Here is a 17,374-nt window from a genome sequence, read left to right as displayed (position 1 = left end):
CGCCGACTGAACGCCTATTTCCGCTGGACTTTTTTCTGAGGCTCCCATGAACCGCCGCCTGCTACCCCGTCTGCTGCTCACGCCAGCCATGGCCACGCTCTTCCTGTGGATGATCGTGCCGCTGGTGATGACGATCTACTTCTCGCTCATCCGCTACAACCTCATGCAGCCGGACCAGACGGGCTTTGCCGGGCTGGAGAACTTTGAGTATTTCGTCACCGACCCGTCGTTTGGCACGGCGGTGGTCAATACGCTTCTGCTGCTGGGCAGCGTCATTCTCATCACGGTGGTGTTCGGCATTGCGATTGCGCTGCTCATCAACGAGCCGTTTGCGGGCCGGGGCATCGTGCGGGTGCTGTTGATTTCGCCGTTTTTCGTCATGCCCACGGTGAACGCGCTGATGTGGAAGAACATGATGATGAACCCCATCTACGGCGTGCTCGCCCAGGTGTGGATGTTCTTTGGCGCACAGCCGGTGGATTGGCTCACGGACCACCCGTTGTTCTCGGTGATCGTCATGGTGTCGTGGCAATGGCTGCCGTTTGCCACGCTGATCTTCATGACCGCATTGCAGAGCATGAACCACGAGCAGCTCGAAGCCTCGCGCATGGACGGCGCCAACTACCTGCAGCAGCTGCGCTACCTGTATGTGCCGCACCTGGCGCGCTCGGTGGCGGTGGTGGTGATGATCGAACTCATCTTTTTGCTCAGCATCTTTGCCGAGATCTACACCACCACGGGTGGCGGGCCGGGCGATGCGAGCACCAACGTCACCTTCTTGATCTTCAAGCAGGCACTGCTCAACTTCGACGCGGGCGTGGCCTCGGCAGGTGCGCTGTTCGCAGTGTTGCTGGCCAATATCGCGGCGGTGTTTCTGATCCGCATGGTCGGCAAGAACCTTGACAAGTAAGACGGGGCAACGCTCATGACAACGACAAAACGACGCCGCTCCAACTTCCCGCTGGGCCTGCTGGCCCTGCGCACCGCCGCTGCCTGGGGCGTGGCCCTGCTGCTGTTTTTCCCGCTGGGTTGGCTGTTCCTCACGGCGTTCAAGACCGAGTTGCAGGCCATCGCAGTGCCGCCGCAGCTGTTCTTTGTCCCTACGCTCGAAAACTTTCACGAGGTGCAGGAGCGCAGCGACTACTTGCTGTACGCCAAGAATTCGGTCATCACCAGCGTGGTCTCTACCCTGGTGGGGTTGATGCTGGCTGCGCCTGCGGCCTACGCCATGGCCTTCTTCAAGGGCAAGTACACCAAGGACATCCTCATGTGGATGCTCTCGACCAAGATGATGCCCGCCGTGGGCGCGCTGGTACCCATTTATGTGCTGGCGCAAAAGAGCCACCTGCTCGATACGCAGCTTGCGCTCATCATCGTGTTCGCGCTGTCCAACCTGCCCATCATGGTCTGGATGCTGTATTCGCACTTCAAGGACATCCCGCGCGAGATTCTGGAAGCCGCGCGCATGGACGGCGCCACGCTGTGGCAGGAGGTGCGCCTGGTGCTGCTGCCGCTGGGCATGGGCGGCCTCGCGTCCACCGGCCTCTTGTGCCTGGTGCTGTCATGGAACGAGGCCTTCTGGAGCCTGAACCTCAGCGCCGCCAAGGCCGGCACGCTGGCCACACTGATCGCGTCGTACTCCAGCCCTGAGGGCCTGTTCTGGGCTAAGTTGTCCGCCGCCTCGCTGATGGCCATTGCGCCCATCGTGGTCTTTGGCTGGTTCAGCCAGAAGCAGCTGGTGCAGGGCCTGACGTTTGGCGCCGTGAAGTAACGCGCAGCTTTCCTATCCAACGCAATCAAGTTTTCAGGAACCCGATTCCATGGCCTACCTTCAACTGCGCGGCATCGAGAAATTCTTTGGTGAACACCGCGCCATCAAGGGCATCGACCTCACCATCCAGCAGGGCGAGTTCATCGTCTTCGTCGGCCCCTCGGGCTGTGGCAAGTCCACGCTGCTGCGGCTGATCGCGGGGCTCGAAAACATCGACGGCGGCACCCTGATGCTGGACGGCCGCGACATCACCGACCAGCCCTCGAGCAAGCGCGACCTGGCCATGGTGTTCCAGAGCTATGCGCTGTACCCGCACATGAGTGTGTACGAGAACATGAGCTTTGCGCTCAAGCTCGCCAAGGTGGACAAGCAGGTGATCGACGAGAAGGTGCAGAACGCCGCGCGCATTCTCAACCTCACGCAGTACCTGCAGCGCACGCCCAAGGAGCTGTCGGGCGGGCAGCGCCAGCGCGTGGCCATCGGCCGCGCCATCGTGCGCGCGCCCAAGGTGTTTTTGTTCGACGAGCCGCTGTCCAACCTCGATGCGGCGCTGCGCGGCCAGACCCGGGTGGAGATCGCCAAGCTGCACCGCGACCTGGGCGCCACCACCATCTACGTGACGCACGACCAGGTCGAGGCCATGACGCTGGCCGATCGCGTGGTGGTGCTGCGCGACGGCGTGATCGAGCAGGTGGGCACGCCGCTGGAGCTGTACGACAAGCCTGCCAACCAGTTCGTGGCCCAGTTCATCGGCACGCCGCAGATGAATGTGGTGCCCTTGCCGCAGCTGCCATCGCCCGTGCAGCAGCAGGCACCCGCCGGGGCGGAGGGCGGCGCCATCGGCCTGCGCCCCGAGAACATCACGGTGCGCAACACCGGCGCGACGCCGGTGCCGGGCCAGGTGGACCTGGTGGAAGCATTGGGCGCCGAGACGCTGATCTACGTGAGCACGCCCAGCGGCGCGCAGTTTGTGGCGCGCCAGAACGAGCGCACAAGCCTGCGTGCGGGCGATGCGGTTTGCCTGGACATCGACGCGTCGCACGCCCATTGGTTCGACCCTGCGGGCCGTGTTGTCGCGGGTGCAGCTGCATGACCGCCGTGACCGCAGGCCGGGAATTGCACGGCAAGGTGGCCGCCGTCACCGGCGCTGCATCGGGCATCGGGTTTGCCAGTGCAAAGGCCATGGCCGACGCTGGAGCGCACGTGGTACTTATCGACCGCGATGAAAAAGCGCTGGACAAGGCTTGCGCTGCCATCGGCGCCCAAGCGTCGCCGCTGGTGCTGGATTTGCTGGACACAAAGCAGTGTGCGAGCCTGCTTGCGCGCACGCTGGCCATTGCGGGACAACTCGACATCTTTCACGCCAACGCCGGGCTGTATGTGGGCGGCGACCTGGTGGATGCCGACCCCGACGCCATCGACCGCATGCTGAACCTGAACGTCAACGTGGTGATGAAGAACGTGCACAACGTGCTGCCCCATATGATCGAGCGCGGCACGGGCGACATCATCGTCACCAGCTCGCTGGCCGCGCATTTCCCCACACCGTGGGAGCCCGTCTACGCGTCGTCCAAGTGGGCCGTCAACTGCTTCGTGCAGACCGTGCGCCGCCAGGTGTTCAAGCACGGCATTCGTGTGGGCTCCATCTCGCCCGGGCCCGTCATTACCTCGCTGCTGGCCGACTGGCCCGCGGAAAAGCTGGCCGAGGCCAAGGCCAGCGGCAGCCTCATCGAGGCCTCCGAAGTGGCCGACGTGGTGCTTTTCATGCTCACCCGCCCGCGCGGCATGACCATCCGCGACGTCGTGATGATGCCCACGAACTTTGATCTCTAGAAACCCGCAGTCACGCACCATGAATTTCATCCTGCACCTGGGCCTGGGCTCGTTCCACCGCGCCCACCAGGCCGTTTACGTTCACGCATTGCGCCAGCAGGGCGACACTGGCTGGGCCATCGCAGGCGGCAACCTGCGCCCCGACATGGCGGACACCATCGCGGCGCTGCAAGCGCAGGATGGGCGCTACACGCTCGAAACCGTCACCCCCCAAGGCGAGCGCAGCTACACCGTCATCGAGTCGATCCAGCGGGTGATCCCCTACCAGGATGACCTGGCCCCGCTGATTGCCATGGGCGCCGACCCCGCCACGCGCATCATCAGCTTCACGGTGACCGAGGCGGGCTACTACCTGGATGCCCAGAACCAGCTGGACTGGCCCACGTTTGCCGACCTGCGGGCCGACCTGGCGGCCGTGAAGGCGGGGCAGGCAGGCCACACCATCTACGGCGGTCTGGTCAGCATCCTGCGCGCGCGCAGGGCAGCCGGTGCGGGCGCTGTGACGCTGATGAACTGCGACAACCTGCGCCACAACGGCGACCGCTCGCGCGGCGGGCTGCTGCAGTTCATCGAGGCGCTGGGCGATGCGCCACTGAAAGAGTGGGTAGAGCAGAACACCACCAGCCCCAACGCCATGGTGGACCGCATCACGCCGCGCCCCACGCCCGATGTGGCCGAGCGCGTGAAGGCTGCAACGGGTTGGGGCGACAAGGCCGCACTCATGGGTGAAAGCTTTATCCAGTGGGTCATCGAAGACGACTTCATCGCAGGCCGCCCCTCGTGGGAAACGGTCGGTGTCGAGATGGTGCAGTCGGTGCAGGCGCACGAAGAGGCCAAGATCCGCCTGCTCAACGCCACCCACAGCTGCATTGCCTGGGCGGGCACGCTGGCGGGTTACCAGTACATCCACGAAGGCACACACGACGCGGCCATTCGCCAGATGGCCTACGACTACGTCACCGACGACGCGATCCCGGTGCTCCACACGCCCGAGCAACCATGCCCCATCAACCTGGAGCAGTATCGTGACGTCGTGCTGGACCGCTTCGGCAACCCTGCCATTGCGGACACCAACCAGCGCGTGGCCATGGATGCGTTCTCCAAGATCCCCGGCATGATTGCGCCCACCATCCGCGACAAGCTCGCGCGCAACGCTTCGTTCGACAGCGTGGCCATGTTGCCCGCGCTGTTCCTGGCCTACCTGCAGCGCTGGCACGCGGGGCAGATCCCCTACACCTACCAGGACCAGGCCATGGACCCCGCCGTGGCCCATGCCATCTGCGATGCCGCTGACCCTGTGGCGGCCTTTGCGGCCGACACGACCCTGTGGGGCGAGATGGCCAGCCACCCCCAACTGGTGGACGCGTTGCGCAAAGCCTATGCCCGCGTGCTGGCTTTTGTGGCGGAGCGGACAGGCGCCTGATGCTGGTGTAATTTGAGCCCACTATCGCCATGACCGTGAAGATGCCCATCGCCCCGCGCCAGACCAAGCCCGAGCTGGAGCACGACTATGTGCGCTCGCCCGCTCTGGGCTACGAGTCGCCCGAGACGGCGGGCTTCATCCGTTGTTTGTCGCACGGGTTTCCCACGCCGCTGGCGCGCTGGCATTACCACGACGAGTACGAGCTGCACCTGATCACCGCGACCTCGGGCAAGGTGTTCGTGGGCGACTGGATCGGGCAGTTCCAGCCCGGCCACCTGGTGCTGACGGGTCCGCGCCTGCCGCACAACTGGATCAGCATGGACCTGCCCGAAGGGGGCGTGCCGCTGCGCGACCTGGTGATCCAGTTCTCGCACGCGCCCCTGGTGGCCAGCAGCGAAACCATCCCCGAGTTGCGCGAGGTGCTGCCTCTGCTGGAGCGCGCGCGCCACGGTGTGGAGTTCTTTGGCATGGAAGCGCAGGCGCAAGAGCATTGGCACCGCATCAAGGCGCGCCAGGGGCTGGCCCGGTTCGGCGCGTTCTGCGAATTCATGAGCGACTTGGCGCGCTGCACCGACTTTCGTCTGCTGTCGAGCACGCAGCTGCAAAGCGAGGACAACGACACCCAGCTCGACCAGATCAACGCCATCGTGAGCCGCATCACCGACCACCTGGCCGACCCGCTGTCGGCGGCCGACCTGGCGCAAGAGCTGGGCATGACGGAGAGCCGCTTTTCGCGCTTCTTCCGCCGCGCCACGGGCAATACCTTCACCGACTTCGTGAACCTGGTGCGCGTGAACCGCGCGTGCCAGTTGCTGATGGAGACAGAGCGCTACATCACCCACATTGCGTATGACGTGGGCTTCAACAACATGGCCAACTTCAACCGCCGCTTTCTGGACATCAAGGGCATGACGCCCAGCGAGTACCGCAAGCAGGGCGCGGGAAGGTTTGGAAAGACTTCCTGATCCCTGGCCGGATCTGCACCCTGAGAGGGGGGGAGGCCCTTGTTGCGTGACCCCTTCACGCAGCCCGCCAAAGGCAAAGGCCGGGCCATGGCTTTCACTGTGAATCACTGACATCTGTCCATCACCCATGTACCTCGGAATCGATTTAGGCACCTCGGGTGTCAAGCTCCTGCTGCTGGACGATGCGCACACTGTGGTCGCTACGGCAGATGCCGCCGTGCCCCAGCTGCGCCCCCAGCCCACCTGGAGCGAGCAGCACCCCGCCGACTGGTGGGCCGCCGTGGAGACTGCCGTGACGCAGTTGCACGCGCAGGCTCCCGCAGCGTGGGCGCAGGTGCGGGGCATCGGCCTCTCGGGCCACATGCACGGCGCGGTGGTACTGGGCGCGCAGGGCCAGGTGCTGCGCCCGGCCATCTTGTGGAACGACGGCCGTGCCAGCGCCGAATGTGCGCAGCTGGAATCGGCTGTGCCCACTTCGCGCCAGATCACCGGCAATCTCGCCATGCCCGGCTTCACCGCGCCCAAGCTGCTGTGGCTGCGCATGCACGAGCCCGCCGTGTTTGACCAGATCCGCACCGTGCTGCTGCCCAAGGACTGGCTGCGCCTGCAACTCACTGGCGATATGGCGAGCGACATGTCCGACGCATCGGGCACGCTGTGGCTGGACGTGCAGGCGCGCGCCTGGAGCCCGGCCATGTTGCAAGCCTGTGGGCTCGATGTTTCGCACATGCCGACGCTGGCCGAGGGCAGTGCGCCCACCGGCACACTGCGCAGCGATGTGGCACGCCGCTGGGGGCTCGGTGACAGCATCGTCGTGGCTGCTGGCGCGGGCGACAACGCCGCCAGTGCCGTGGGCGTGGGCGCCCGCACTGCGGGGCAGGGCTTTGTGTCGCTGGGCACCTCGGGTGTGGTCTTTCGCGTGACGGACGCTTTTGCGCCTGCCACCGAGCGCGCCGTGCATGCCTTTGCCCATGCGCTGCCGCAGCGCTGGCACCACATGTCAGTCATGCTCAGTGCAGCGAGTGCGTTTGGCTGGGTCACCCGGCTCACGGGGCGTGGCGACGAGGCGCAACTGTCTGACGCCGTCAGCGTCCTCAGCACCACCCGCCGGGCGCAGGCGCCGCTGTTTTTGCCGTACCTGAGTGGCGAGCGCACGCCCCACAACAACGCGGCTGCCACCGGCGTGTTCATGGGCCTGCGGGCCGAGCATGAAGCGGCGGACCTGGCCTATGCCGTGATGGAAGGCGTGGGCTTTGGCCTGCTCGATGGCCTCAACGCCATGCGTGCCGCCGGGGCCGGGCAGGGTGGTGCTGCCCGCCGGGATGATGAAGCCCTGGCCTTGGTCGGTGGCGGTGCCCGCAGCAACCCCTGGGCGCAGCTCTTGGCCAGCGCGTTGGGCGCCCCGCTGCAGCGCCCGCAGGGCGCACACGCCGCAGCCGCCCTGGGGGCTGCGCGCCTGGCGGCCATGGCCTGCGGTGGTGACGAAGCCCACTGGTGCCAGCCCCTGGCTGCTGACGCCACCTTCATGCCACAGCCCGCACAACAAGCCCAGCTGGCCGAACGCTATGCCCGCTTTGTCGCGCTGTACCCCGCGCTGCAATCGCAGTTCTGACGCACTGTCTGCTTCCTCCCAAACGTCCATGACTTCCGCATCCACGATTTCCAACGGCACAGCGCCCATCCACGCCGCCATTGCCGGCGAGGCCCTCATCGACCTGATCCGCCGCCCCGATGGCAGCTACCTGCCGTGCCTGGGCGGCGCGCTCTACAACCTGTGCCGTGCGCTGGCCCGCCAAGGCGTGGGCACCCAGTACCTCAACCCCCTGTCGCGCGACCGTTTTGGGCGTGAACTGGCTGCGCAACTGGTGGCTGACGGCGTGGTGCTGGCCCAGCCCGAGCCCGTGCAGCAGGTCACGTCACTGGCCGTGGTCAACCTCGACGCACATGGCCACCCCGACTACGCCTTCTACCGTGAAGGCGTGGCCGACCGCGCCGTGTCCGCCGCAGGTCTGGGCGATAGCTGCGCCGCCTTGCCCGCGCTGCAGTTGGTGTGCACCGGCGCGCTGGCGCTCGACGCGCGTGACACTGCCATCTACCTGCCGTGGCTGGCCGCCCAGCGCGCCGCAGGCCGCTGTGTGGTGGTCGATGCCAATCTGCGCCCCTCCGTCATGCCCGACCTGCCGGCCTACCGCACCACGGTGCACGCCGCGCTGGCCCACGCCCACATCATCAAGGCCAGCGACGAAGACCTGGAGCATCTGGCTGTGCCTGGTGTGGATACCCTGGCCCGCGCACAGCACCTGCTGGCCGCCAACCCACAGGCCCATCTGCTGGCGCTCACTCTGGGCGCGGAAGGCGCCTGGCTGCTGCACCGCAACGGCGTGCAGCGTTTTGCCCAAGAGGCCCAGCCGCTGCCAGTGGTGGACACCGTGGGCGCGGGCGACAGCTTTCTGGCCGGGCTGCTGGCTCACCTGCTGGGGCAATCGCAGGCTGCCGGTGGTGCGAGCTTTGTGCGGTTTGTCGAAGCGCTGGCGGCCGATGCGTGCCAGCATGCGCTGCGCCATGCGCTGCGCCATGCGCTGGCCAGCGCCAGTTTGTGCGTGATGGAGCAAGGCTGCGTACCGCCAGGCTGGGAGGCTGCCCGCGCATGGAGCCAGCAGCATCCCGCAGCCCAAGACCCACGCTGACATGGGGGTTCGGTCACCGTCTCTGGAGTGGCAGGCCGTCTATCATTTGCCGTCGCTGATTTGCGGAGGATGCCGATGACGGAGTTTCTGGTTGCGATGCTGTGGTCAGTGGTTGAAGTGCTGATCGTCTTCACGGGTGCTCAGGTGGTGCGGGTGGTCGGCCTGGGCCGCTGGCGCTCTGAGCGCTGGGGCAGCAACGAAGCGCGGACCTGGAGTGCAGCGGGCGCACTGTCGTTCCGGCATGAAGGACAACGTGTGGTGACGACCAACGGCCTGATATTCGTGGGTTTGTTGTTCTATGGGGTGCTCGCTGTGCTGGCTGTCGCGCTTGCAGGGCTGGTTTCGGCGTGATTGCGGTTAGCGCAGTGCCCCAGGACACACGGATCATCCCGGTGGGCCCCGAGGCGGCAGAAGCCGCCTGCACGGTCATCCGTCAATCCATCACCCACTGCTGTGCGCTGGACCACGGCCATGACCCCACCATTCTGATGGCCTGGCTGGCCAACAAGACGCCCGAGAACCTGACTGCGTGGATCTCCGCGCCGGGCGCTGCAGCATGGGGGGCATACCGAGGCGACACGATGGTGGGCTTTGCGCTGCTGGCGCGGCCCACGCTGGCGCTTTGCTATGTGGTGCCAGAGGCCTTGCACCAAGGGGTGGGGCGGGGCCTGCTGCAGCGCGTCGAGGCCCATGCACGCGAGGTGGGGCTCGCAGCTTTGGGGTTGGAGAGCACACGCACTGCGGAGGCCTTTTATCGCCGCCATGGCTATGTGCCGCATGGAGCAGTGCAAACCTGGGCGGGGCTACAGGCACAGCCAATGCGCAAGGTGTTGTGACTTCACCTTTTCTGCCGTGGCGTCGCCCTTCGTGTCACGGATGAGAGAGCGAATTTTTAGAAAAAATGGCCTCTGGCGCCCAATTTATATGCGCTGAAAGCTCTTATTTTTATAGCAATTGGTGCTCCCAGCCTTGCCGCAGCTCACACGTCGGTACGCACCCGGTGGCCCTGGTTGTCATTCATTTCCAGAATCCACCACTGCGCCCCTGTGTTCTTGTCGATGAAGCGCATGTGCGAAGCGATGTTGGCCAGCGTGGGGCTGTCGAGGTGGAGCAGGCGCTGCACATAGTCCACCAGGTCGTCGGCCGCGTGGGTGAACTCAAAACCATCGTGGTCGAACTCGAACACCTGGCCGGCGCACTCGCCATCGGTCGCCATCAGGATGTAGTTGCCCGAATGGGGTGTCTCGCCAATCACTTGGCAGTGCTCGATCCAGTCGGGCAGGATCTCTTCGCGTTCTTCGTCGCTCAGGTGTTCCGTCCAGCCCTCAAACGCCTCTTGCAGCGTGGGCCATTCAGCGGGCGGGGCCATGTAGCGGGCGGCGTCGCCCGAGTCGGCATCGTGGTACAGCAGCACGCCGCCGAACGTGGCGTAGAAAGCGACGAGCTGGCCCACACCGGGCAGGGGGGCATCCAGCGCAGCGGGGGGCTGGATGTGGTGCTGAAAATTCACCGTTTTGGTCTCTTGCGGCTTGTTGATGCGCTCACAGGAGAACGTGCCTTTGTGTTCGGCGATGGCGCGGTGCAGATCAGGCAGTGTCATGGGCAGACCTTGGGTGGCTGTCAAAGTTCTTGTGCGTACACGATGAAACCATGGTGCTTGGCCAGCTTGTCGTACAGCTGGCGCCCGGCGGCATTGGTCTCGTGGGTTTGCCAGTACACGCGGGACGATTGGGCGGCGCGCGCTGCGCCGTACACCGCTTCGATCAGCGCCCGTCCCACGCCCCGGCCGCGCGCGGCTTCGCGGGTGAACAGGTCGCTGAGGTAGCACACGGGCTCGATGCGCGTCATGCTGCGGTGAAACACATAGTGCGTGAGGCCCAGCAGCTCGCCGCTGGTATCGTCCTGCGCCACCAGGCAGAACATGGGCTCTGCCGCGTCATGAAACCGCTGCCAGGTGGCTTGCGTGATGTGCTCCGGCAGCGCGGTGGCGCCAAAGCGGCCGTAGAACGCGTTGTAGCCGTCCCAGAGCGGTCGCCAGGCGGCGTAGTCTTCGGGTTGAACCGGGCGCACAGTCACGGCAGCGGTCATGGGTCAGCTTTCAGTGGGTTTACTGCAGCACGCGCTTGGGGTTCATGATGCCCTGCGGGTCCAGCGCCTGCTTGATGGCGCGCATCATGCCAAGCGCCACGGGCGACTGGTACTTGGCGAGCTTGTCGGCCTTGAGTTCGCCGATGCCATGCTCGGCCGAGAACGAGCCGCCAAACTCGGCCACGGCCTCGTACACCAGGTGGTTCACATGCGCCTCGTGCTCGCGCAGGAAGGCCTTGGAGTCGCCTTCTGCCGGTGCCTGCACGTTGTAGTGCAGGTTGCCGTCGCCCAGGTGGCCGAAGTTGACCAGGCGCACGCCGGGGATCTCGCGCTGCAGCACCGCGTCGGTGTGGGCCACAAAGGCGGGGATGCGCGAAATCTGCACCGATATGTCGTGCTTGATGTTCAGGCCCTCTTCGGCCTGGGCGAGCGGAATGCTCTCGCGGATGTGCCACAGCTGGTGCGCCTGGGTGAGGTTCTCGGCCACCACGGCGTCGGTCACGCAGCCCATTTCAAACGCGGTCTCCAGCAGCGATTCAAACCGTGCACGCGCATGTTCTTCGGATTCGCTGTCGGAGTTTTCGAGCAGCACACACCAGGGTACGTTGTCGTCGCCCAGGAAGGGTACGCGCAGCTGCGGCATGTGTTTGCCGACTAGGCTCAGCGCAAACTGTCCCATCACCTCAAAGCCCGTGAGGCCCGCGCCCAGCTGCTTGTGCGCCAGGCCCAGCAGCGCCACCGCGTGCTCCATGGATGGCACGGCGGCCCAGGCGGTGAGGCGCGCGGCGGGCTCGGGGTAGAGCTTCATCGTCGCGGCGGTGATGATGCCCAGCGTGCCTTCGCTGCCAATGAACAGGTCGCGCAGGTCGTAGCCGGTGTTGTCCTTGCGCAGGCCCTTGAGGCCGTCCCACACCTCGCCCTGCGGCGTGACCACTTCGAGGCCCAGGCACAGGTCGCGCGCATTGCCGTAGCGCACCACCTGCGTGCCGCCTGCGTTGGTGCCCAGGTTGCCGCCAATGGTGCAGCTGCCCTCGGCAGCGAGGCTCAACGGGAAGAGCACGCCGGCCTTCTCGGCCACGTCCTGCAGGTTCTGCAGGATGCAGCCCGCTTCTACCGTCATGGTCAGGTTGTCGGTGTCCACGCTGCGCACCGCGTTCATGCGCGTGAGGCTCAGCACGATCTGTGTGCCGCTGTCATCGGGCGTCGAGCCCACGGCCAGACCGGTGTTGCCGCCTTGCGGAACGATCCCGGTGCCCGCTGCCGCACAGGCCTTGACTACAGCGGCCACCTCTTGCGTATTGGCAGGGCGCACCACGGCCAGGGCCTTGCCGCGCACGCGGCGGCGCCAGTCCTGTTCCCAGGCGGTGAGATCGCCTTCGTTGAGCACATGGGCGGGGCCGAGGATGGTGCGCAGGGTGTCGAGCAAGGTGGTCATGGGTGAAGCGACGGGTTCAGTGGGTTGATCGGGTAGCGGAGGGCTGCGACATGGGGATCAGGGAGCGGGTGGTGCAGCGCTGGCTTCTGCCACAGCGGCGGCTGCTTTGGCGTTGCGCTGGCGCACGCGCACATGCAGCGTGCAGGCGGTGAACAGCACGAGGCACAAGGCCACTTCGCCCCAGGCCAGCCATTGCGATGGGGGCTTGTCGCCCCAGCCGCGCACCACGCCTTCGGTGAAGTACAGCCAGATCACCAGGCTGACCCAGCGGTAGGTGTACATGCGGTTTTTCAGGATGCCTGCCAGCGGGATGCACAGCGGCAGGGCCTTGAGCGCCAGCCAGGTGCCGCCTGGGCGCAAGGGGGCCAGTACCAGTTCCCAGGCCAGGCACAGAACAATCAGGGCGAGAAGGCTGCCGGTGGCAAGCCAGCGGGTGGCAGCAACACCGCTGTCGGACGGTGGGGAAGGGATGGCGGGGGAGGCAGTCATTGGGGTGGCATCATATCGGCCATGCCTCTTTCCCTACAGACAGTCGGCTCGCGCACCGAGGCGCTGATCAATGAACTGTCGCACTTCCCATGGAAGACAACGGCCCAGACACTGCGTGAGCGCTTTCGTGAGGACCACCTGGGCCTCACGGCCAGCAGCCTCACCTTCACCACTATCCTGGCGCTGGTGCCGTTTTTTACGGTGGCGCTGGCGGTGTTCACCGCATTTCCCATCTTCGGCAAGCTGCAGGACGCGCTGCAGGGCTGGCTGGTCAGCAGCCTGGTGCCCGACAGCATCTCGCGGCAGGTGTTGGGCTACCTCACGCAGTTTGCGGCCAAGGCCAGCAGCCTGGGGGTGGCGGGGTTCAGCATCCTGCTGGCCACGGCGCTGGCGCTGATCCTGACCATTGACCGCACGCTCAACGACATCTGGCGCGTGCAGCGCCTGCGGCCGCTGGGCCAGCGGGTGCTGATCTACTGGGCGGCCATCACGCTCGGCCCGTTGCTGATGGGCGCAAGCCTGGCGCTCACTTCGTATGTGATGTCGGCCTCGGGCGGGCTGGTCAAGCGCCTGCCGGACGGCGTCCAGCTGCTGTTCGATTCGATCCAGTTTGTGGTGCTGGCGGGCGGCATGGCGTCGCTGTACCACTATGTGCCCAACACGCCGGTGAAATGGCGGCACGCCTGGACGGGCGGCTTTTTTGTCGCGGTGTGCATCGAGCTGGCCAAGAAGGTGCTGGCGGTGTACCTGGGCAAGGTGCCCACCTACTCGGTGGTGTACGGCGCGTTTGCCACGCTGCCCATCTTGCTGGTCTGGATCTATGTGGCCTGGGTCATCGTGCTGCTGGGGGCGGTGGTGACCGCGTACCTGCCCAGCCTGCTGGCGGGGGTGGCGCGGCGCGGCACGGTGGCGGGCTGGACGTTTCAGCTGGCGGTGGAGGTGCTGCAGGCGCTGCACCGTGCGCGCCAGCAGCCCATCAAGGGCCTGCGCCCCAGCCAGCTGGCCCAGTTGCTGCGGGTCGATGGATTGCAGCTGGAGCCGGTGCTGGAAGCCCTGACCGCGCTGGACTGGGTCGGACAGGTGGCCGATGCTGCGGTGAGTGCGGCCGACGTGCCCGAGTCCCGCTATGTGCTGCTGGCCGACCCGGAAAGCACCTTGCTTGCGCCCCTGGTGCAGCGCTTGCTGCTGCAGCGCGTGGACAGCCTGGGGCCGCTGTGGGTCAACGCCAGGCTCGAAAGCTTGCACATGGCGGATGTGCTGCAGGCGCGTTGACCGGGGTGAATGACTGCCTTCAAATAGCGGCTCGTTGCTATACAAATAATAGCTAAAAAGGCATGTTGCACTAGCGCTTCCAGCCTCTGGGGCTCCAAGTCATCTCACAGGGGTACTTTACCCGTCCAGATGTCCTTGTACATGACCCAGTCGCCCATGAAGCTGTACAGCGGGCGTTTGAAGCTGGCGGGCTTGTTCTTTTCAAAGCCGAAGTGCCCCACCCAGGCAAAGCCGTAGCCGCAGAGCAGGCCGTACAGCAGGTACTGGGGCTTGCCCGTGGCCACCAGCATGGCCAGGCAGACCAGCGTGAGCGTGGAGCCCACAAAATGCAGGCGGCGGCATGTGCGGTTGCTGTGCTCGCTCAGGTAGAACGGGTAGAAGTCCGCGAAGCGCTTGAAGGCCCGAGGGTCCGTGCTGGGCGCTGGTTGCGGGGTGGCAGTCTGGGTGGTCATGGCGTTGTCTCCGGGCGGCGTTGGGGCTCTGCCCGCGTTATACGCCGTGACCCCGGTGCGCACCAGCGGGGCAGTGCGGGTGTGGTGTCGCCAACGGGTCTGCCGCTTTGAACAGGTTCTGAAAGCCCCGGCGGGCCTGCCAGCGCGCCGGGGTTTGGGAGTCACCGGGCCAGGAAGTCCCGGATGGCGGCCAGTGTTTCTTCAGGCGCCTCGGTCATCTGGTTGTGCCCCACGGGCAGATGGGCGATCTGCACCTGCTTGCCCGCCGCCTGGGCGGCCTTGACGAGTCCCTGTGCGGCCTTGGGCGCCGTCATCTGGTCCTGGCTGCCCAGCGCAAACAGCACGGGGCAGGTCAGTTGCGCCATGGCCGCTTCGCCACCGGCATAGCTGTCACAGGCCACAAATCCCCGGTGGAACACATTGACTGCCGTATTGCTGCGCAGCACCTTGCGCCCCAGCGCCATGCCTGCACCAAACACCCAGGTGCCCGGGCCCAGGGCCGACGGGGGCGCAGACAGGGTGCTGCGGGAAAACACATTGACCATGCGCATCGCCTTCTCCGGGGCGGTCTGCGAGGCTTCGATGAGTGCGGGCGACACCTTCATCGGGAAGGCGGTGCCCACCAGCACCAGGTGGCTGATGCGGTCCTTCAGGCGCGCAGCGGCTTCCATGGCGATGAGGGAACCCCAGCTGTGGCCTACCAGCGCCGCGCGCTGCACGCCCGCGGCATCGAGCAGCGCGCCGATGAAGTCCGCGCTTTGCTCCACCGTGGCGGGCGCATCGCCGCCACTGCGGCAGTGGCCGGGCAGGTCGATGGCCAGAACGTTCCAGCCGTGGTTGGCCATGTAGCGGCTTTGCAGGGCCCACACGCTGTGGTCGTTAAGCACGCCGTGGATGAACACCACGGTCGGTTTGGCGGCATCAAATGCCTTGCCGCCGGTGTAGCAGTAGATGGCGGCACCGTTGACTTGGATGTGCATGGTCAGGCCCCCGCCTTTTCTGCGGCTTTGAGCGCGCGTTTCAGGTCGTCAATGAGGTCGTCGGCATCTTCGAGGCCGATGGACAGGCGGATCGTGCCCTGGCTGATGCCTGCGCCCGCCAGCGCTTCGTCGCTCATGCGGAAATGCGTGGTGCTGGCCGGGTGGATCACCAGGCTGCGGCAGTCGCCCACGTTGGCCAGGTGGCTGAAGACCTTGAGGGTTTCGATGAACTTCTTGCCCTGCTCGCGGTTGCCCTTGAGGTCAAAGCTGAACACCGAGCCCGCACCGCGTGGCAGCAGCTTTTGCGCCAAGGCATGGCTGGGGTGAGACTCCAGCAACGGGTGGCCCACGCGCGAAACGAACGGCTGCGCGGCCAAAAATTCGACCACCTTCTCCGTGTTGCGCATGTGCTGCGCCATGCGCAGCGGCAGGGTCTCGATGCCTTGCAGGATGAGCCAGGCGGTGTGCGGGCTCATGCAGGCGCCAAAGTCGCGCAGGCCCTCGCGCCGCGCGCGCAGCAGAAAGGCGCCTACGGTGCTCTCTTCGGTGAACACCATGTTGTGAAAGCCGTCGTACGGCTGCGTCAGCTCGGCAAATTTGCCGGCCGATTTGGGACCGTCCCAGTCAAAGCTGCCTCCGTCCACCACGATGCCCCCCACCACCGTGCCGTGGCCCGAGAGGAACTTGGTGGCCGAGTGGTAGACCAGGTCGGCGCCATGCTCGAAGGGCTTGATGAGCCAGGGCGAGGTGAGGGTGGAGTCCACCAGCAGCGGCACGCCGGCCTCGTGCGCGATGGAGGATACGGTGGGGATGTCCAGCACATCCAGGCCGGGGTTGCCTACGGTTTCGCCAAAAAACAGCTTGGTGTTGGGGCGCACCGCAGCGCGCCAGCCGTCGATGTCGCCGGGCTTCACAAAGGTGGTTTCGATGCCGAAGCGTGACAGCGTGTAGTGCAGCAGGTTCTGCGAACCGCCATACAGCGCCGTGCTGGCCACGATGTGGCTGCCCGCGCCCATCAGTGTGGCAATCGCCAGGTGCAGCGCGGCCTGGCCGCTGGCGGTGGCGATGGCGCCCACGCCGCCTTCCAGGGCGGCCACGCGCTGCTCCAGTACCGCATTGGTGGGGTTGCTGATGCGGCTGTACACATGGCCGCCGCGCTCCAGATTGAAGAGGGACGCGGCGTGGTCGCTCGACTCGAAGACGAACGAGGTGGTCAGGTGGATGGGCACGGCGCGCGCGCCGGTGGCGGGGTCGGGGCTGGCGCCTGCGTGCAGCGCGAGCGTGTCAAAGCCGGGGTCGGAGTAACCGGGCATCTGTGTGTCTCCCATGTTGTCAATGCAGGCGGGCATTGTGGGCTATATTTGCTGACAAACAGCCTGCAGCACCTGGGCAACCCCAGCGGATGTGCTGGTGTGTGCGGGCCCACACATACTCTTTCCGATTCTTCTCGATCCCCCGGAGACTCCGCACCATGAAAGTCAGCGACATCCTTCGCGTCAAAGGCAACACCCTCTACACCGCATCGCCGGACGAGCCGCTGGCGGGTGCCGTGAGCCTGATGGCAGAGCGCGACATTGGCTCGCTGGTGGTGATGGAGCATGGCGACCTGGTGGGCATGCTCACCTTCCGCGAAGTGATCCAGGCGCTGGTCAAGAACGGCGGCAGCGTGGGCACGATGCTGGTGCGCACAGCCATGGACGATGCGCCCCTGACCTGCACGCTTGAAACCGACATGGACGAAGTGCGCCGCATGATGCTGGACCGCCACGCACGCTACATGCCCGTGATGGACCGCCGCATGCTGATGGGCGTGATCAGCTTCTATGACGTGGCCAAGGCCGTGGTGGACAGCCAGAACTTTGAGAACAAGATGCTCAAGGCCTACATCCGCGACTGGCCGGAAGAAGAACCCCGTACCTGAGGTTGTGGGCGGGGCGCGAGGCCCGCGCCCCGGCGTGACGGCACAGATGTGCCTCTAG

19 protein-coding genes are annotated in these 17,374 nt (G+C 65.7%); 12 read left to right on the top strand and 7 right to left on the bottom strand.

Going from position 1 to position 17,374, the window contains the following annotated elements; genetic code table 11:
* Positions 1-46: 46 nt before the first annotated feature.
* From ASD75_RS04860 to ASD75_RS04815, 10 genes are all read left to right on the top strand, one after another.
* The gene (locus ASD75_RS04860; RefSeq protein ID WP_056743676.1) at positions 47-910 is read left to right on the top strand and encodes a carbohydrate ABC transporter permease; all 864 of its coding nucleotides are present in this window, start codon (positions 47-49) and stop codon (positions 908-910) included.
* Positions 911-925: 15 nt separating this feature from the next.
* Positions 926-1,771 (top strand): carbohydrate ABC transporter permease, encoded by an 846-nt coding sequence (locus tag ASD75_RS04855; RefSeq protein WP_056067136.1) that lies wholly within the window; start codon positions 926-928, stop codon positions 1,769-1,771.
* A gap of 49 nt (positions 1,772-1,820) precedes the next feature.
* Positions 1,821-2,864 carry an ABC transporter ATP-binding protein gene (locus ASD75_RS04850; protein WP_056743674.1) on the top strand — a complete coding sequence of 348 codons (1,044 nt, stop codon included), beginning with the start codon at positions 1,821-1,823 and terminating at the stop codon, positions 2,862-2,864.
* The gene (locus tag ASD75_RS04845; RefSeq protein WP_056743672.1) at positions 2,861-3,604 is read left to right on the top strand and encodes an SDR family oxidoreductase; all 744 of its coding nucleotides are present in this window, start codon (positions 2,861-2,863) and stop codon (positions 3,602-3,604) included. Before ASD75_RS04850 ends, ASD75_RS04845 begins: the two co-directional genes overlap by 4 nt.
* Before the next feature lie 19 nt (positions 3,605-3,623).
* Entirely contained in the window at positions 3,624-5,027 is a 1,404-nt protein-coding gene (gene dalD / locus ASD75_RS04840) for a D-arabinitol 4-dehydrogenase (protein WP_056743670.1), read from the top strand.
* Between the two features lie 29 nt (positions 5,028-5,056).
* Positions 5,057-5,992, top strand: coding sequence for an AraC family transcriptional regulator (locus ASD75_RS04835; protein ID WP_056743668.1), 936 nt, complete (start codon positions 5,057-5,059; stop codon positions 5,990-5,992).
* Between the two features lie 127 nt (positions 5,993-6,119).
* Positions 6,120-7,604 (top strand): xylulokinase, encoded by a 1,485-nt coding sequence (gene xylB, locus ASD75_RS04830; RefSeq protein WP_056743665.1) that lies wholly within the window; start codon positions 6,120-6,122, stop codon positions 7,602-7,604.
* A gap of 28 nt (positions 7,605-7,632) precedes the next feature.
* Positions 7,633-8,679 (top strand): PfkB family carbohydrate kinase, encoded by a 1,047-nt coding sequence (locus ASD75_RS04825; RefSeq protein ID WP_056743663.1) that lies wholly within the window; start codon positions 7,633-7,635, stop codon positions 8,677-8,679.
* Positions 8,680-8,754: 75 nt separating this feature from the next.
* A complete protein-coding gene (locus ASD75_RS04820) occupies positions 8,755-9,030 on the top strand; it encodes a hypothetical protein (RefSeq protein WP_055402739.1) in 276 nt (91 codons plus the stop codon).
* Positions 9,031-9,044: 14 nt separating this feature from the next.
* Positions 9,045-9,515 (top strand): GNAT family N-acetyltransferase, encoded by a 471-nt coding sequence (locus ASD75_RS04815; protein ID WP_235511541.1) that lies wholly within the window; start codon positions 9,045-9,047, stop codon positions 9,513-9,515.
* Positions 9,516-9,658: 143 nt separating this feature from the next.
* Here ASD75_RS04815 and ASD75_RS04810 read toward each other — a convergent pair whose 3' ends face one another.
* Genes ASD75_RS04810 through ASD75_RS04795 form a run of 4 tightly spaced genes read right to left on the bottom strand, consistent with a single transcriptional unit; the run spans position 9,659 to position 12,691 of the window.
* On the bottom strand, positions 9,659-10,279 hold the full coding sequence (locus ASD75_RS04810; RefSeq protein ID WP_056743659.1) for an SMI1/KNR4 family protein: 621 nt from the start codon (positions 10,277-10,279) through the stop codon (positions 9,659-9,661).
* Between the two features lie 20 nt (positions 10,280-10,299).
* Positions 10,300-10,767 carry a GNAT family N-acetyltransferase gene (locus ASD75_RS04805; RefSeq protein WP_056743657.1) on the bottom strand — a complete coding sequence of 156 codons (468 nt, stop codon included), beginning with the start codon at positions 10,765-10,767 and terminating at the stop codon, positions 10,300-10,302.
* A gap of 19 nt (positions 10,768-10,786) precedes the next feature.
* Entirely contained in the window at positions 10,787-12,202 is a 1,416-nt protein-coding gene (locus tag ASD75_RS04800) for an FAD-binding oxidoreductase (RefSeq protein ID WP_056743655.1), read from the bottom strand.
* Between the two features lie 57 nt (positions 12,203-12,259).
* Entirely contained in the window at positions 12,260-12,691 is a 432-nt protein-coding gene (locus ASD75_RS04795; protein WP_056743653.1) for a DUF2069 domain-containing protein, read from the bottom strand.
* A gap of 21 nt (positions 12,692-12,712) precedes the next feature.
* On the opposite strand from ASD75_RS04795, the gene ASD75_RS04790 reads away from it, so the two are divergent.
* On the top strand, positions 12,713-13,963 hold the full coding sequence (locus ASD75_RS04790; protein ID WP_056743651.1) for a YihY family inner membrane protein: 1,251 nt from the start codon (positions 12,713-12,715) through the stop codon (positions 13,961-13,963).
* Positions 13,964-14,067: 104 nt separating this feature from the next.
* On the opposite strand, the gene ASD75_RS04785 is transcribed toward ASD75_RS04790, so the two are convergent.
* The 3 genes from ASD75_RS04785 to ASD75_RS04775 form a co-directional block, all read right to left on the bottom strand.
* Positions 14,068-14,415: an Mpo1-like protein gene (locus tag ASD75_RS04785; protein WP_056743649.1), complete on the bottom strand. Its 348-nt coding sequence runs from the start codon at positions 14,413-14,415 to the stop codon at positions 14,068-14,070.
* A gap of 161 nt (positions 14,416-14,576) precedes the next feature.
* Positions 14,577-15,395 (bottom strand): alpha/beta fold hydrolase, encoded by an 819-nt coding sequence (locus tag ASD75_RS04780; protein WP_056743647.1) that lies wholly within the window; start codon positions 15,393-15,395, stop codon positions 14,577-14,579.
* Between the two features lie 2 nt (positions 15,396-15,397).
* Positions 15,398-16,708 (bottom strand): O-acetylhomoserine aminocarboxypropyltransferase, encoded by a 1,311-nt coding sequence (locus tag ASD75_RS04775; protein WP_056743725.1) that lies wholly within the window; start codon positions 16,706-16,708, stop codon positions 15,398-15,400.
* 158 nt (positions 16,709-16,866) lie between these two features.
* Here ASD75_RS04775 and ASD75_RS04770 point away from each other — a divergent pair, with 158 nt between their 5' ends.
* Positions 16,867-17,316, top strand: coding sequence for a CBS domain-containing protein (locus ASD75_RS04770; RefSeq protein WP_015013536.1), 450 nt, complete (start codon positions 16,867-16,869; stop codon positions 17,314-17,316).
* The last annotated feature ends 58 nt before the right edge of the window (positions 17,317-17,374 follow it).

This window comes from Acidovorax sp. Root568, assembly GCF_001427445.1.
GTDB classification, from domain to species: Bacteria; Pseudomonadota; Gammaproteobacteria; order Burkholderiales; family Burkholderiaceae_C; genus Acidovorax; species Acidovorax delafieldii.
The sequence above is the reverse complement of the archived record's forward strand: the minus strand, read 5'-3'. Positions and strand labels throughout refer to the sequence as shown.